This window comes from Micromonospora wenchangensis (genome assembly GCF_002210435.1).
Taxonomy (GTDB): Bacteria; Actinomycetota; Actinomycetes; order Mycobacteriales; family Micromonosporaceae; genus Micromonospora; species Micromonospora wenchangensis.
Window position 1 is genome coordinate 1 of the sequence record NZ_MZMV01000108.1, and the last position, 13,871, is coordinate 13,871.

At 73.4% G+C, this 13,871-nt stretch carries 12 protein-coding genes; all 12 read right to left on the minus strand.

Translation table 11 applies throughout. The features are described 5' to 3' along the window. Nucleotides 1–17 precede the first annotated feature (17 nt). The gene (locus B5D80_RS31805) at nucleotides 18–137 is read right to left on the minus strand and encodes a SapB/AmfS family lanthipeptide (protein WP_088647629.1); all 120 of its coding nucleotides are present in this window, start codon (nucleotides 135–137) and stop codon (nucleotides 18–20) included. Between the two features lie 69 nt (nucleotides 138–206). Continuing rightward, nucleotides 207–2,813, minus strand: a complete 2,607-nt coding sequence (gene lanKC, locus B5D80_RS31810; protein ID WP_088647630.1) for a class III lanthionine synthetase LanKC — start codon at nucleotides 2,811–2,813, stop codon at nucleotides 207–209. Between the two features lie 284 nt (nucleotides 2,814–3,097). Then, entirely contained in the window at nucleotides 3,098–3,796 is a 699-nt protein-coding gene (locus tag B5D80_RS31815) for an aspartate/glutamate racemase family protein (RefSeq protein ID WP_088647631.1), read from the minus strand. Next, nucleotides 3,793–5,094, minus strand: coding sequence for an NAD(P)/FAD-dependent oxidoreductase (locus B5D80_RS31820; RefSeq protein ID WP_088647632.1), 1,302 nt, complete (start codon nucleotides 5,092–5,094; stop codon nucleotides 3,793–3,795). Before B5D80_RS31820 ends, B5D80_RS31815 begins: the two co-directional genes overlap by 4 nt. A gap of 11 nt (nucleotides 5,095–5,105) precedes the next feature. After that, entirely contained in the window at nucleotides 5,106–5,981 is an 876-nt protein-coding gene (locus tag B5D80_RS31825; protein WP_088647633.1) for a family 3 encapsulin nanocompartment shell protein, read from the minus strand. 37 nt (nucleotides 5,982–6,018) lie between these two features. After that, complete coding sequence (locus B5D80_RS31830) at nucleotides 6,019–6,858, minus strand: class I SAM-dependent methyltransferase (RefSeq protein WP_088647634.1); 840 nt, start codon at nucleotides 6,856–6,858, stop codon at nucleotides 6,019–6,021. A gap of 78 nt (nucleotides 6,859–6,936) precedes the next feature. Next, on the minus strand, nucleotides 6,937–7,764 hold the full coding sequence (locus tag B5D80_RS31835) for an SDR family NAD(P)-dependent oxidoreductase (RefSeq protein ID WP_088647635.1): 828 nt from the start codon (nucleotides 7,762–7,764) through the stop codon (nucleotides 6,937–6,939). Between the two features lie 5 nt (nucleotides 7,765–7,769). Further along, the gene (locus B5D80_RS31840) at nucleotides 7,770–8,726 is read right to left on the minus strand and encodes a sulfotransferase (protein WP_088647636.1); all 957 of its coding nucleotides are present in this window, start codon (nucleotides 8,724–8,726) and stop codon (nucleotides 7,770–7,772) included. Beyond that, a complete protein-coding gene (locus B5D80_RS31845; protein ID WP_088647637.1) occupies nucleotides 8,723–9,895 on the minus strand; it encodes an MFS transporter in 1,173 nt (390 codons plus the stop codon). The genes B5D80_RS31840 and B5D80_RS31845 overlap by 4 nt, the downstream gene beginning before the upstream one ends. Beyond that, entirely contained in the window at nucleotides 9,892–11,082 is a 1,191-nt protein-coding gene (locus tag B5D80_RS31850) for a DegT/DnrJ/EryC1/StrS family aminotransferase (protein ID WP_245855105.1), read from the minus strand. Before B5D80_RS31850 ends, B5D80_RS31845 begins: the two co-directional genes overlap by 4 nt. A gap of 651 nt (nucleotides 11,083–11,733) precedes the next feature. Continuing rightward, on the minus strand, nucleotides 11,734–12,963 hold the full coding sequence (locus B5D80_RS31855; protein ID WP_158224282.1) for an RCC1 domain-containing protein: 1,230 nt from the start codon (nucleotides 12,961–12,963) through the stop codon (nucleotides 11,734–11,736). Between the two features lie 562 nt (nucleotides 12,964–13,525). Further along, a partial coding sequence (locus B5D80_RS33580) for a hypothetical protein (RefSeq protein WP_158224283.1) occupies nucleotides 13,526–13,871 on the minus strand: 346 nt, incomplete at its 5' end.

The window sequence follows — 13,871 nt, forward strand, 5'->3', positions numbered from 1 at the left end:
GGTCGACGACCGTCGGTTCAGTTGCAGGTGGTGACGCTCAGCGAGCTGTCGCCGCAGAGCAGCAGACTCGCCCGGCTACCACCGCCGGTACGCTCGGCGGCCGGCAGCTCCATCCCCTGGAGGTCGAGCAGGGCCATGTCTTTCCTCCTTTCCACAGTCGTCGGGTCGGTCGGCCCCGGGGTGACCCCCGGGGAGCGGGTGGGCCGTCAGTCGGCCGGGGTGGCGTCGCCGGTCGGCGCCAGCAGCGGCAACCGGACCGGATCGGTGGGTCGGCTGGCGGCCACGGCGGCCAGCACGCCGGCGGTGCCGGTGGCCAGGTCCATCGAGAGCCGCAGCAGCTGGTCGCCGGGGAAGGCGGTGCCGCCGGCGTACGGCAGGGCGTGCCAACCCAGCAGGCGGGCCTGGTGGTGGGCCACGTCGTACTCGCCCCGGCCGGCCAGGTAGGCCACGATTCCGGCGCGTCCGGCGAACAGCCCGGACTGGGCGTAGAACGGGAAGTCGGCGCAGCGGCGGATCGCGTCGGCCTGCTCGCGCAGGGCCTCGTCGGGCCGGTGGCGCAGGTACCGGTCGAGCACCAGCCCCACCCCGACGCTGCCTTCCGCGAGGTACGGCATGGTCCGCCAGCCCTCGTTGACCTCCAGGTGCCCGTCGTCGCGGCGGACACAGCGGCGCAGGTCCTGCCGCAGCGCGGTCTCGGCGTGGTCGAGCAGCCGCGCGTCGGGTTCCCGCTCGTACCGGTGCAGCAGCATCAGGGCCGCCCCGGCGCCGCCGCGCATCAGTCCGGCGTACGGGTGCCGGCCGCCGCTGACCTCGGCCACCGAGTCGACGTCGCCGAGCCGGTCGACGACCAGGTCGACGGCCCGTCGGGCGGCGGCCTCGTAGCGGTCCTCGCCGGTCAGCGTGGCGAAGTGGGTCAGGTTCAGCGCGATGCCGGGCAGGCCGCCCACCAGGTCGTTGCCGAGTTCCGTCCACGGTTCGTCGAGGCAGCGGTCGAGCAGCCGGCGGGCCTCGTCGCGCTGGCCGAGCAGGTCCAGCACGTACGCCACTCCGTGCAGCCCGTCGAAGAAGCCGAGTCGGCTGCCGGAGGCGGGTTCCCGGACCCGGTCGACCAGCCAGCGGACGTGGGTGGGGTCGACGGGGGCGCCGGTGGCGTGCAGCACCCAGAGCACCCCGGCCGCGCCGTGGGCGAGGTTCAGCCCGCCGTCGTTGCCGCTGAACTGCCGGATGTCGCCGGGGAAGAGCCGGTCGTCGCGGTGCGGCGTGGCGCTGGCGGTGATCGCCCGGACCAGCCGGTCGCGCAGGCCGGGCCAGTCGTCCGGGTCGACCCGCACCACGTCCGGGTCCGGCCTGGTCGGGGCCGCCGCGGCGGGTGCCGTCGGGGTCGCCGGGTCGGCGGTGCCGGTGGCCGGTGGGGGACCGACGATGACCGCGACGGTCTCGTCGAGCACCGTCCGGTCGACCGGGAAGTGCTCGGCCACCACGTCGGCCAGGTGCGCCGCCTTCTCCGGGGCCAGCCGCAGCATCGCGGTCAGCGGCAGGAACAGGGCGAGCCGCAGGCAGGCCAGGGCGTACCGGTCGACGTCGGGGCCGACCCGGTCGCGGGGAGCGGCGAACGCCTGGTTGCGCAGCGCCGGGCGGCTCGCCTCGGCGGCCGGCGCGGCGACCTCGAAGTCGATCAGGGTGACCGCGCCGTCGTCGCCGACCATGATGTTGAACATGTGCAGGTCGCCGTAGACGATGCCGTGCGCGTGGATGGCCTCGACCGCCTCGGCGACCTGCCGGTGCACGTCCAGCGCCCAGCGGGTGTAGTCGGCGCGGTCGGCGTCCGGGTGCACCAGCGGGTAGCGCTGCACGACCACCTGGTTGAGCGGGCGGCCCTCGACGAACTCCAGGGCCAGGAACTCGTGCCCGCCGAAGCTGAACTCGTCGTGCACCCGCACCAGGTGCGGGACGTCGGCGAGCTGCCGCAGCACGGTGGCCTCCCGGCGCAGCCGGGTCACCGCGTCCGCCCCGGTGGCGTCGAGGCCGGCGTACGGGCGGGCCTCCTTCAACACCACCCGGGTGTCGGTCCGGGTGTCCCGCGCCTCGTACAGGCCGCCGCCGTTGGAGAAGTGGATGACCTTCTCGATCCGGTAGGGCAGCTCGGTGGTGCTGGCGGCGTTGCGGGCGGCCAGGTGCGGGGCGAGGAAGTCCGGCAGGGTCACCCAGTCGGGCAGGTGGAACACCGGGTCGCGGCGGTCGGGCACCAGGGTCCCGGTGGCGTCGGCGATGGCGGGCACCACCTGCCCCTCGGGTGAGAGGCAGAAACGGGCGGCGAAACCGCCGTAGCGCAGGTAGACCGGGCCGTCGCCGTAGCGCAGGTCGCTGAGGATGTAGGGGCCCTGCTCGCCGTCGAGCAGCGCCGCCAGCTCCTTGGCGGTCAGCTCCAGCTCGGCGTCGTCGCGGGGGTAGACGGTGACGAACTTGCCGCTGCCGCCCCGGCGGGCGTACTTGCTGTTGCGCATCAGCAGCATCCGGGGGCCGCGCAGGTGCTTGAACGGGATGCCACGCGGCTCGCAGTAGTCCATCACCTGGGCGAGGACCCGCTCGGCGTTGTCCAGCCGGGCCGAGACGTGGATCTTCCAGCCCTGGGCGGGCAGCGTGCCGCCGACCGGCGCGTGGATCAGCCAGTCGTCCTTGACCTCGCGTTCCCAGTCCGCCGGCTGCGGGCGGTCGGTGGCGTAGCCGATGCCGGTGGCGGTGGCGCTCGCGCTGGACAACGAGTCGTAGAAGAGCGGATCGACCGCGCAGTACGAGTCGTATCTGTCGTCCATCTCGGCTGCCTCCCATCCCCTGATCGGTTGATGTCAATCCTGCGATCGGCGGGCCGTCGCGCACAGTGCGATGCGTCATCGACCGACGGTGAGATTCCGGCCGGAAACTCGTGACAATGGCGGAGTTTGAAATCGTGAATACCGCATCACCTGCGGATCGACCCCGGACGGCGGCCCGGCCCGCGCGACCGCCGCGCGCCGGCGACCTGGGGGGAGCCACAAAAGACCGCCGGCCGGCCGGGTCCGTGGTGGACCCGACCGACCGGCGGAACGGGGAACGCGACCTACCGGCGGTCGGCGTACGGGTGCCGGGCCAGACCGGCGTGCACCATCGTGGTCAGGGTGACGATGTCGTAGACCGGCACCCCGAGCCGGGCCTGGACCAGGTGCGCGAACGGCACCAGGTCGGTGCACTCGATGACCACCGCCCCCAGGTCCGGCCCGGCCAGGGCGTCCGCCCGAGCCACCACCTCGGCCGCCAACCGGTCGACGTCGAGGGCGTCGCGCCGGCCCTCCAGCATCACCTCACGGAACTCCGGCGCGTCGGCCATCCCGGCCACCCGGATCGGCACGTCCTGCGCGCCGACCGCGGCCAGGTGCCGCCGGGTCAGCGCCGCCGCGTCGGCGGTCAGCACCCCGACCGTCCGGCCCGGACCGAGCATCCGGTGCACCATCGGCAACTGGAGCAGGCTCGACGAGTGCAGCGGCACGTCCACGGCGGCGGCCAGCTCCGCCTGGAACAGCACCAGGAAACCGCACGCCCCGGTGATCGCGGCGACCCCGGCGCCCTGCAGGTCCCGGGCGGCCGTGACGAACGGCGTGAGCAGGGTCGGGTCGGCCTCGCGGACCAGCCGTTGCGGGGTGGCCCCCTCGACGACCCGGTACACCACCGGGAAGTCGAACGTCGCCGGGTTGCGGATGTGGCCGGGGATCTTGTCGAAACTGGTCTGCAGGCAGAGCACCCCGATCGTCGGGGCGCTCACCGGTGCCCCCGCCGGTGCCGGTCCACCGCGAACGTCGCCAGTGGCACGTCCGGCGTCGCCCCGGTGACGAGCTGGGCGAGCAGCCGCCCGCCGGCCGGGGCGAGCCCCATCCCGATGTGCCCGTGCCCGGTCGCGACGCTGACGTTGCGGTACGACCCGAGCCGGCCGATCAACGGCAGGCTGTCCGGGGTGCACGGACGCAGCCCGCTCCACACCTGCACCCGGCCCCCGGTGTCGCACCCCGGCAGGTACGACCGCACGGTGCGCCGGATGCCGTCCACCCGACGCGGGGACACGCTGGTGTCCAGGCCGGTCAACTCCAGCGTCCCGGCCAGACGTATCCGGTCGCCCAACGGCATGACGGCCACCTTCCCCTCACTGAGCAGAACCGGCAGGGTCGGGGTGGCCGGGCCCGCGTCGACGGTCACCGCGTACCCCTTGGCGGGTTGCAGCAGCAGGCCGACGCCCAACTGTTTGGCGCACGCCACCGACCACACCCCGGCGGCGAGTACCACCTCACCGGGGCGCAGGTCGCCCCGGCTGGTGCGCACGGCGCGGACCCGCCGGTCGACGGTGTCGAAGCCGCGTACCTCGGTGTCGGTGAGGATCTCCACGCCGGCGGCCCGCAACAGCCGGGCGAACGCGACCAGGAACGCCGGGATACGTAGCGCGGCGCCCTCCTCGTTGAGCAGCGCCCCGGCGACGGCGAACTCGACGCCCGGTTGCAGCCGGGCCAGCTCCGCCCGGTCCACGGTGCGCAGCGGCACCCCCCGGGCCACCGCCGCCGGCAGCGACGCCCGCGCCTGCGCGTACCCCTGCGGCGTACGGCAGGCCAGCAGCATGCCGCGGGCGGTGAGGGTGCCGGCCAGGTCGTCGTGTGCGCAGACCTCCCGCAGGATGGCCAGGCTGCGCTGCTTGAGGTCGAGCAGCACCTCGAAGCCGGCGCGGGCCTGCCGCTGCGTGCAGTTCCGGCGGAAGTGCCACAGCCAGGTCAGCAGCTCCCGGTCGAGCCGGGGCCGGACGTGGAACGGGCTGTCCGGGTGCAGCAGCCAACGCAGCCCCTTGGCCGGCACGCCGGGCTCGGCCAGCGGGGCGGCCCCCTGGGTGCCGACGAAGCCGGTGTTGCCCGACGAGCAGGCGGCCGGGTCACCGACCTCGCCCCGGTCCACCACGGTCACGCTCAGCCCGGCCCGGCGCAGGAACCAGGCGCAGAACAGCCCGGCCACGCCCGCGCCGACGACCAGGACGTCGGGATCGGACCGTCCGGGTACGTCGTGCGGCGCGGGCGTCGTCGCCATCTCGGCCCCCGCTACAGGGTGACGACGAAGAAGCAGGTGGGCAGGTTGACCACGACCCGTTCCCAGATCTCGGCGCACAGCGCCCGACCCGGCTCGGCGAAGGTGCCCGGCGGCGGTTCGGCGAACCGGATGGTCGACCGGCCGGCGTCGAACAGCACCGCGCCGTGGCCGAAGTCGCCGACGATCGCGGTGCCCGGGTCGACCAGCCGGGTCCGGACGATGAACACGCCGTTGTCCTCCACGTCGCGCATCAGGTGCCCCTCGCCGAGCAGCCGGTAGTAGTCGGCCGGGTTGATGATCAACCCGTCGGCGGTGCTGCCCATCTGCTCCACCTCGTTGCAGGCGGCCAGGATGGTCGAGGCGAACGGCGCGGGGTCGGTGAGCCGGCCGAGCTGCGGCATGTTCAGCAGCCCGCCCTCGCCGCGCAGGATGGTGTGGTTCTCGGCGGTGGCCAGCCGCACCACCAGGCGGTAGTCGATGAACTGGGCGAAACCCACCGGGTCGGCCCACAGCTCGTCGGGCACCTGCACCCAGGCCCGGGTGGTCAGCAGCTCCGGAATGGGAGAACGGTGGAAGTGGTTGGCGGCCTCACGGCGCAGGTCCGCGCCGTCCACGACCGGGTCGCCGGGGCGCGGCGGGCTCTCGTGCCAGTAGAACTCCTGCGGCTCCCGGGACAGGTCCACCACCTTGAGCATGTTCCGCGACGGGTAGCGGGGCTTGCGCCGGGAGCTGGTCAGCGAGTCGGTGATGGTGACGTCGTAGTCGACACTGGTGTCGAAACCGTCCTTGGCGAACGCCTCGACGAACAACCCGCCTGGCGACATCTGGGTCCTGCGTTCGGCGACGACCTCGGCGATCGTCCGCTTGACGGCGTCGGTGCGCTGCATGACTGCCCTCCTGGTCTGAAGCTGGTACGCGGGTCGGTCAGGCCGGCTTGCGGGCGACGAACATCCCCCAGCCGAACTCGCCCCGGTCGATCGCCGCCTGGATCTCGTCGCAGGAGGCGGCGAAGCCGAGGATCCACCGCCGGGCCGCCTCGTCGTCGCTCCCGGCGGCCCGCTGCCGGGCGGTCTCCCCGAGCACCCGGTACGTCTGCCGGATGTGGCTGTCGAGGCTGCGGGCGACGGTCACCTCGAACCCGGCCGCCGTCAACGCCTCCCGGTAGCCGTCGAGGGAGTAGCCGCTGCTCCACCGCACCCGGTCGTAGACGTGCCGGCGGGCCGCCTCGCCGATCTCGGCGACGGGTTGCAGGAAGTCGGTGACGGCCAACGTCCCGCCGGGGGTGAGCACCCGGAACATCTCCGCGTGGCTGCGCGCCTTGTCCGGCACCAGGAACAGCGCGTCCTGGCTGACCACGTGGGTGAAGCTGCCGTCGTCGTACGGCATGGCGGTGGCCGAGCCGTGCCGGAAGGCGACCGGCAGCCCGTCGCCGCGCTCGGTGAGCTTGCCCTGGGCGAACCGGACCCGTTCGATGCTCAGGTCCAGCCCCTCGCCCCGGCAGCCGGTGCGCCCGGCCAGCCGCAGCAGGAAGTTGCCGCAGCCGCAGCCGACGTCCAGCACCGTCGAGGACGCGTCGATGCCGGCCTCGGCGGCGAGGATGTCGGACGTCCGGTCGGCCGCGGCCGGGTAGTCGGTGTCGTCGGCGTCGGCGAAGTAGCCGGTGTGCAGCACCCCCTCGCTGTCCCAGAAGCTGAGGTAGGTCTGGGTGGTCTGGTCGAAGAACTCGGAGACGTCCCGTTCGGTGAACTGGCTGGTCGTGGACATGCGGGCACTCCTTCGTGCGCGGGTCGGGGCGTCGGGCCGGCCGGAGCCGGGCAGGCGGTGGTCGGAAAGGGGCGGTGGTCAGGCGTAGGTGTTCCTGCCGACGCCGGTCAGGTGGGGCAGCTCCGGGCCGGTCGCGGCGGCCCCGCCGTCGATCAGGTGCACCCCGGCGGTGACGAAGGAGGCCCGCTCGCTGGCGAGGAAGGCGGCCACCGCGGCCACCTCGTCCGGCCGGGCCAGCCGGCCCACCGCGCTGTGGTGGCCCATCGCCGCCAGCCGGGCCTCCACGTCGCCGTCGGTGGCGAGCCGGGCGGCGGCCCGTTCCATCGGCGGGGTCCGCACCCCGCCCGGGGCGAGCACGTTGACGGTGATGCCGTCGCGGCCCACGTCGACGGCGAGGCCCTGGGCGAACCGGACCAGCGCCGCCCGGGTCACCCCGGAGAGCACCAGCGGCCCGATCGGCACGCAGGCGGTCTCGGAGGCGACGAACAGCAGCCGTCCCCAGCCGGCGGCCCGCAGGTGCGGCAGCGCGGCCGTGGCCAGCGCCACCGCCGGCAGCAGCACCCGGTCCACGGCGGCCCGGTAGTCGTCGACGGCGAAACCGCTGGCGGTGCCGACCGGCGGGCTGCCACCGCCGGCGACCAGCACGTGCACCCCGCCCAGGTCGGCGGCGACCGCGTCGACCCAGTCGCGGGCCGCGTCGGGGTCGGTGAGGTCGACGCTGGTGGCGCTGACCCGACCGGTCGCCACCTGCGCCACCTCCCGTTGCGCGGCGGCCAGCCGGTGCGGGTCGCGTCCGCAGATCGCCACCTGGGCGCCCTCGGCGGCGAACTCCTTCGCGCAGGCCAACCCGATGCCGCTGGTGCCACCCGCGACCAGGGCCACCCGCCCCTTCAGCCCGAGATCCACGCCCGTTACCTCCCGTTGTCCGATGTGCTGCCGACCGTCGCCGGGGCGGGGCCGGGGGAGCGGTAGCCGTACCGGCCGAACAGCGGCCAGGCCAGCGCGGTCGCGGCCCACCGCCGGCCGGGGGACAGGGTGCGCCGCCAGCCGTCGTCGGAGTCCCGGATGAGCGTCGGCCCGGTGCGGAACCGGTCCGGGTTCCCGGTGACCGTGTGGTTGGTGTGCAGGTGCACGGTGCGGTCGCGCACCGGGTTGCCGGCCGGGTCGGCGGCACAGAGCCGCAGCAACGCGTCGACGGTGCCGGCCGGGTCGGCGGTGAACTGCTCGTAACGCAGGAACATCGACCGGTCCGGGTACCGGCGGGTGATCGCGGCGCTGGCCCGGTTGAAGCCGTGCCAGTAGCCGGTGCTGCGGGCGGCGGACATCGCGTAGACGTACTGCTTCGGCTCCCGCCACGAGTGCGCCACCGCGCGGGGGTCGCGGACCAGGTGCACGTAGTACGGCCGGACGCCGGGCAGGTGCGCCAGCAGCGCGGCCTCGCCGGGGATCTTCGTGGTGTCCACGATCACCCGTGCCCCGGTCCGCTCGGCGATGCCGTGGTAGACCCGGCCCATCAGGTCGGCGTGCGCGCGGATCTCGTCGTCGTACAGGCCGCGCCGCAGCACCCGCCAGGTGTGCCGGGTACGCACCCGGGACCACTGCCGCCGGATCACCGTCGCGGCGTGCGCGTCCGGGGACGTCCCGTCGGGGCGGCCGATCGGCAGCACCGTCGACCAGACCGGGCAGCCGGTCAGCGCCTCGCCGCAGCCGCACCTGTCGTTGACCCCCCGGCCGGTGGCGTTCTTCCACAGGAAGTGCAGCTCACCGACGTGGAAGAACCCGGGCACCTCGTTGAGGACGTTGCCGATGATGGTGCTGCCGTTGCGGCACCAGCCGGTGACGCACAGGACGGTCAACGGGTCGCTCATCCGGCGGGTACCTCCGTGGGTGTGGTGGGGCGGCCGATGCGTACCGCCAGGGCCGCCGCGACCAGCGCGCAGGCCGCGCCGACGGTGAAGACCGCCGGGTAGCCGAAGCCGGCGGCGACCAGGCCGGTGACCGGCCCCCACACCGCGAGCCCCAGATCCCAGAACGAGGTGTACGCGCCGATCGCCGCGCCCTGCCGGGCCGGGTCGGTCCGGTTCATCACCATCAGCGCCAGCGACGGGTGCAGCAGCGAGAAGCCGACCCCCATGACCACGCTGCCGGCCACCGCGACCGGCAGGTTCGGGGCGACCGCGACGACGGCCAGCCCGACCGCCTCGCCGACCCCGCACCAGGCCGCCACCCGGCGCGGGCCGAGCCGGTCGGGCAGGTGCCCGATGACCAGCCGGGTGCCGGCGTAGACGGCGCTGAAACAGCTCAGCACCACCACCCCGTGCCCGACGTCGCGGGCGTCGAGGTGCAGCACCACGAACGCGGCGAGCCCGGCGTAACCGGCGGCCCCGAACGTCAGCGCTATCCCGGGCAGCAGCGCCGGGCGCAGCAGCAGGCCGCCGCCACCGCCCGTCGGGGCGGTCCGGGGCGGCGTCGGCACCACGGCGACCAGCCCGGCGGCGAGCAGCGGCGCGGCGGCGCTGAGCACCCACACCGCGGTGAAGGAGACCTGTTGCAGGGTCGCCCCGAGGAACGTGCCCGCGGAGATGCCGCCCCACATGCTCACCCCGTACAGGCCGATGAGCTGGCCGCGCCGGTGGTGCGGGGCCAACGCCACCGTCCACACCGCACCGGCGGTGAACAGGGCGGCCTCACCGGCCCCGAGCAGCAGCCGTACGGCGACCAGCGCGGGCACGCCCAACGGCAGCAGGTAGAGCAGGCCCCCGGCGGCGACGACCAGGGCCCCGGCGAGCATCACCGTGCGGTGGCCGTACCGGTCGGCCAGCGCGCCGGCGACCGGGCGGACCAGCAGCGCGGTCACCGCCGTCACGGTGACCACCAGGCCGACGGTGAAGTCCCCGGCGTCGTGCCGGTCGCGCAGGAACGCCGGGAGCACCGGGATGACCGCGGTGAGCCCCAGGTAGCCGGCGAAGAGACCACCGAAGATGCCCACCATCGCCAGCCGGGGGACGACGGTGTCCCGGGTCGGGGCGGTGGTCATGCCCGCACCGACTCCACCCCGACGGCCGCCGGGCGCGACCCGTCCGGTGTCGCGCCACCGGGTGTGCCCGCCGCGGCGGCGATCTTGCGGACCGCGCGGATCAGCTGGTCGCAGTCGTCGGGGGTCAGACTGGACGACAGCGGCACGTCGACGGTCTCGGCCAGCAGTCGGGCGGTGCGCGGCAGGGTGGCCCGTACCCGAGCCGGGTCGCGGTCGTCGTACATGAACCGCCAGTTCCAGAAGGCCCGCACGTTGAGGTCGTCGTCCGCGCCGATGTTGCGGGCGTCGATGCCCTCGGCGCGCAGGGCGCGGGCGAACCAGCCGGCGTCCCCGCCGGGCACCCGGAACACGAACGCCTCACCGAGGTACGCCCCGGGCGCGACCGGGTTGCGGACAGCGATCCCCGGCAGGTCGGCCAGCGCGCCGCTGACCTGGGCGTAGTTGCGGTGGAACAGGGCCAGCCGCTGCGGCAGCCGGGTCAGCTCGGCGCGCAGCAGGGCGGCCCGGATCTCGTCCATCCGCAGGCTGAGCAGGGGCAGGTCCAACCCGTCGACGGGTGGCTCGGTGCCGGGGAAGTGCCGCCGCAGCCGCCCCTCGTACGCCCCGGACAGCGCCACCGCCCGCCCGAACAGGGTGCTGTCGTCGGTGACCAGGAAGCCGCCCTCACCACAGTTGAGCGCCTTGTCGGACTGGGTGCTGAACGCTCCGGCCACGCCGAACGTGCCGAGCTTGCGGCCGTGCAGTTCGGCGCCGAGCGCGGGCACAGCGTCCTCGATCAGCGGTACGCCCATCTCGGCGGCGAAGGCGGCCAGCGCGGCGACGTCGGCGGCGAAACCGCGCATGTGCACCACGAGGATCGCCCTGATCTCCGGTCGCCAGCGACGGCGCAGGTCGTCGAGGTCCATCCGCAGGTCGTCGTCCACCTCGGCCAGGAATGGTCGGCACCCGGCTAGCACAATGGCGCTCGGGGTGGCGACGAAAGTGAATCCCGGGCAGGCCACCAATGAGCCGGGCGGAACGGCGGCACCCATGATCGCCAGGGCGAGCGCGGCGGTGCCGCTGGATACGGCGAGAGCGTGCCGGGTGCCGAAATAGCGGCACAGTTCCGCCTCGAACTGCCCGCACTCCGTTTCCGCCTCGGTGCGCTGGTCGTAGCGGAAGTAGAGGTGACTGCGGATAGCGCGCATCGCCGCTTCCTCGTCGTCGGCGCAGACGTGCACCGCACCTTTGTCATAGGTGGGCCAGGGAGTGCGGCGGATCGGTGCGCCACCGTGTAGGGCAAGCCGTTCGTGCAGCTCAGCGCCGTGTGACGCCGGCCGGGGCCGGGTCGGCGCGGGATCTTCGTCGTTCCCGTTCACCGGTGTGCTCCTGACTGCCTGCGGCAGTTTTCCCGACTGGGTCGACAGGGAATTGCGCACGGGGCATCCGCCTCGCGGGCAACCGCGTCGAAACGCCGGAACAACTACCAGATCCGACATTTGCGCGGGCCGGGAATCCGGTGAACAACATGATTGCCCTCGGGATGCGGGCCGTCAACCATGTGCCGGGAATGAGCGTCGACTTAACATCCGTTGAGGTCAGTCGGCCGTGGACCTGGTGGCGGACAGTGACCATTACTAATGACGAATGTCGGGCATTCCGCCGCCCCGGATCGTCCCGGCCTGCCGGTATGCGCCGCCGGCCGCCGGGCGGCCTCCTACCGTGCGTGTGGGCGGCCGGCGCGGCTCGGAGCCGTGCTTGCGCCGAGCGGGCGTTCCGCCCCGAACAGGAGGGTGGCCGGCTCCTGCGGCCGGGGCCCGGGTGGGGGCCCGGCCATCCAGCCCGGACCCCGTCTCCCGCTAACTCTGGGGTGCGAGAACCTGGACCGGGGTGGGACGAGACTCGTCACTGCCGTCCCCGAGTTGGCCCTGGCCGTTGGAACCCCAGGCGACCACCGTGTAGTCAGGCTGGAGCGCCAGGCTGTGGTAGTCGCCGGCGGCGATGTCCCGGACCCCGTACAGGAACCGCTCGCAGGGAGCGGTCTGGCCCACCGCACACACCTGCCCCGGGACCGTTCGGCCGGTGAACGTGCCGTCGCCGAGCTCACCTGTGAAGTTGTCGCCCCAGGTCAGTACGCCGCCGCTACTCAGTTGCGCCATGGTGTGCACCGGGCCGGCGGCGATGTCCCGGATTCCGTACAGGAACCGCTCGCAGGGCGCCGTCTGCCCCACGGCGCACACCCGCACCGGGGTGGCGCGGTCGACGGTGGTGCCGTCGCCCAGCTGCCCGGCGTAGTTCCAGCCCCAGGCCAGGGCCAGCGCGTTGTCGGCCACCGCCACGGTGTGGACCCAGCCGCCGGCGACGGACCTGACTCCGCTGAGGAACTTCGCGCAGGGTGCGACCTGCCCCACCGCGCACACCCGGACGGGAGTCAGACGGGTGTAGATGGTGCCGTCGCCGAGCTCGCCGAAGGAGTTGTAGCCCCAGGCGACGGCAGAGGTGTCGTCCAGCACCGCCAGACTGTGCAACGCGCCGGCGGCGATGGACCTGACTCCGGTCAGGAACTTCGCGTAGGGTGCGACCTGCCCCACCGCGCACACCCGTACCGGAGTGGGGTGGTTGTTGCGGGTGCCGTCACCAAGATCCCCCCAGTTCTCGCCCCAGGCGACGACGGTGTGGTCCCTGAGCAGGGCGAGATTGTGATTGCTGCCGGCGGCAATGGCGATCACGCCGGTGAGGAACCGGGTGCAGGGAGCGCCCTGTCCCACCGCGCACACCCGCACCGGGGTGGTGCGGTCGACGGTGGTGCCGTCGCCCAGCTGCCCGGCGTAGTTCCCGCCCCAGGCGACGACGGTGCCGTCCGAGCGCAGCGCGAGGCTGTGGCTCTCACCCGCGCCGAGGGCGGTCACGGCGCCCAGTTTTGCCGGTGCCCGCCCCGTTGCGTCGTGCGCCGGCACCGCAGAGGTGATGGCGCGTTCGACGGGTACGCCGTTGGCCTGTCCGGCGGACGCGTCGCCGATCGCCGCCACCATCGCGAGTACCGCCACCCCGGCGGCGAGGACCGATCGTCGGCAGTGGACCGTCGTCATGGCGACGGTGGGGTGTGACGACCCTTCGGATGGCCGGCCGCTCATTCTTCTCTCCCTCCGAGGGTGGCGTGGACTGTGCGCCGACCTGATCAGGAGGGGCCGTCAGGTGGGGGCGGGGCTTCGCCGTTTACGGGAACTGAAGGACCCTCGGGGAAAGCGTCGTCGGGGTGCGGGAAAGTGATCGCCTTTCACCTTGTCGTCCGCAGATTTCCAGGCGGGTTCAGCGGAAATATATACCGCTGCCGAATGATCAGAAAATAGGCGTATCGAATGAGTAATCTGCTCACCATTCAGAGCTTCGGTGCCGCCGTCGGGCCGGCTGCGCGTGCCCGCCACCTACCGTGGTGCGGTCGCGTCCGTGCCGTCGGGTACGGCGACGGGGTCGGGCTGCCGCCGGGAACCTCCGGCGGCAGCCCGGGGCCCGAATGGGCGTACGGTCGAGGTGCCCGGCGGGGCGGGCCGGTGGCTGCGCCGCCGGGCACCTCGGTCTGTCGGCCGACGGCAGCCACCGGCCACCGCGCGTGCGGGGTGATCAGCCGGGGCGTTCGGAAACAGGTGACCGTCAGACGGTGTAGAGGACCTTCACCCCGCTGATGGTGGTCGCCGAGACGGCGGTGCCCCGGACGTTGGAGTTGAGGTTGCGCCAGCCGTTGTTGCTGGCCGCCTCGTGCACCATTCCGCCGACCACGGTGTAGATGATCTTCACACCGTTGAAGCTGATCGCGGCCAGGGCGTCGGGGCTGACCCCGGAGATGCCGGAGTTGAGGTTGCGCCAGCCGTTGATGCTGTTCGCCTCGTGCACCCAGCCGCCGACGACCGTGTAGATGTACTTGACGCCGTCCAGGCTGATCACGGCGAGGGCGTTGTTGCTGACGCCGGAGATGCCGGTCCACAGGTTGCGCCAGCCG

Bases quoted from the DNA above. Each gene is read 5' to 3' on its own strand.
- B5D80_RS31850 (WP_245855105.1), bottom strand. From the start codon at position 11,082: ATGCGCGCTATCCGCAGTCACCTCTACTTCCGCTACGACCAGCGCACC.
- B5D80_RS31825 (WP_088647633.1), bottom strand. From the start codon at position 5,981: ATGCAGCGCACCGACGCCGTCAAGCGGACGATCGCCGAGGTCGTCGCC.
- B5D80_RS31820 (WP_088647632.1), bottom strand. From the start codon at position 5,094: ATGGCGACGACGCCCGCGCCGCACGACGTACCCGGACGGTCCGATCCC.
- B5D80_RS31805 (WP_088647629.1), bottom strand. From the start codon at position 137: ATGGCCCTGCTCGACCTCCAGGGGATGGAGCTGCCGGCCGCCGAGCGT.
- B5D80_RS31845 (WP_088647637.1), bottom strand. From the start codon at position 9,895: ATGACCACCGCCCCGACCCGGGACACCGTCGTCCCCCGGCTGGCGATG.
- B5D80_RS31855 (WP_158224282.1), bottom strand. From the start codon at position 12,963: ATGACGACGGTCCACTGCCGACGATCGGTCCTCGCCGCCGGGGTGGCG.
- B5D80_RS31830 (WP_088647634.1), bottom strand. From the start codon at position 6,858: ATGTCCACGACCAGCCAGTTCACCGAACGGGACGTCTCCGAGTTCTTC.
- lanKC (WP_088647630.1), bottom strand. From the start codon at position 2,813: ATGGACGACAGATACGACTCGTACTGCGCGGTCGATCCGCTCTTCTAC.
- B5D80_RS31840 (WP_088647636.1), bottom strand. From the start codon at position 8,726: ATGAGCGACCCGTTGACCGTCCTGTGCGTCACCGGCTGGTGCCGCAAC.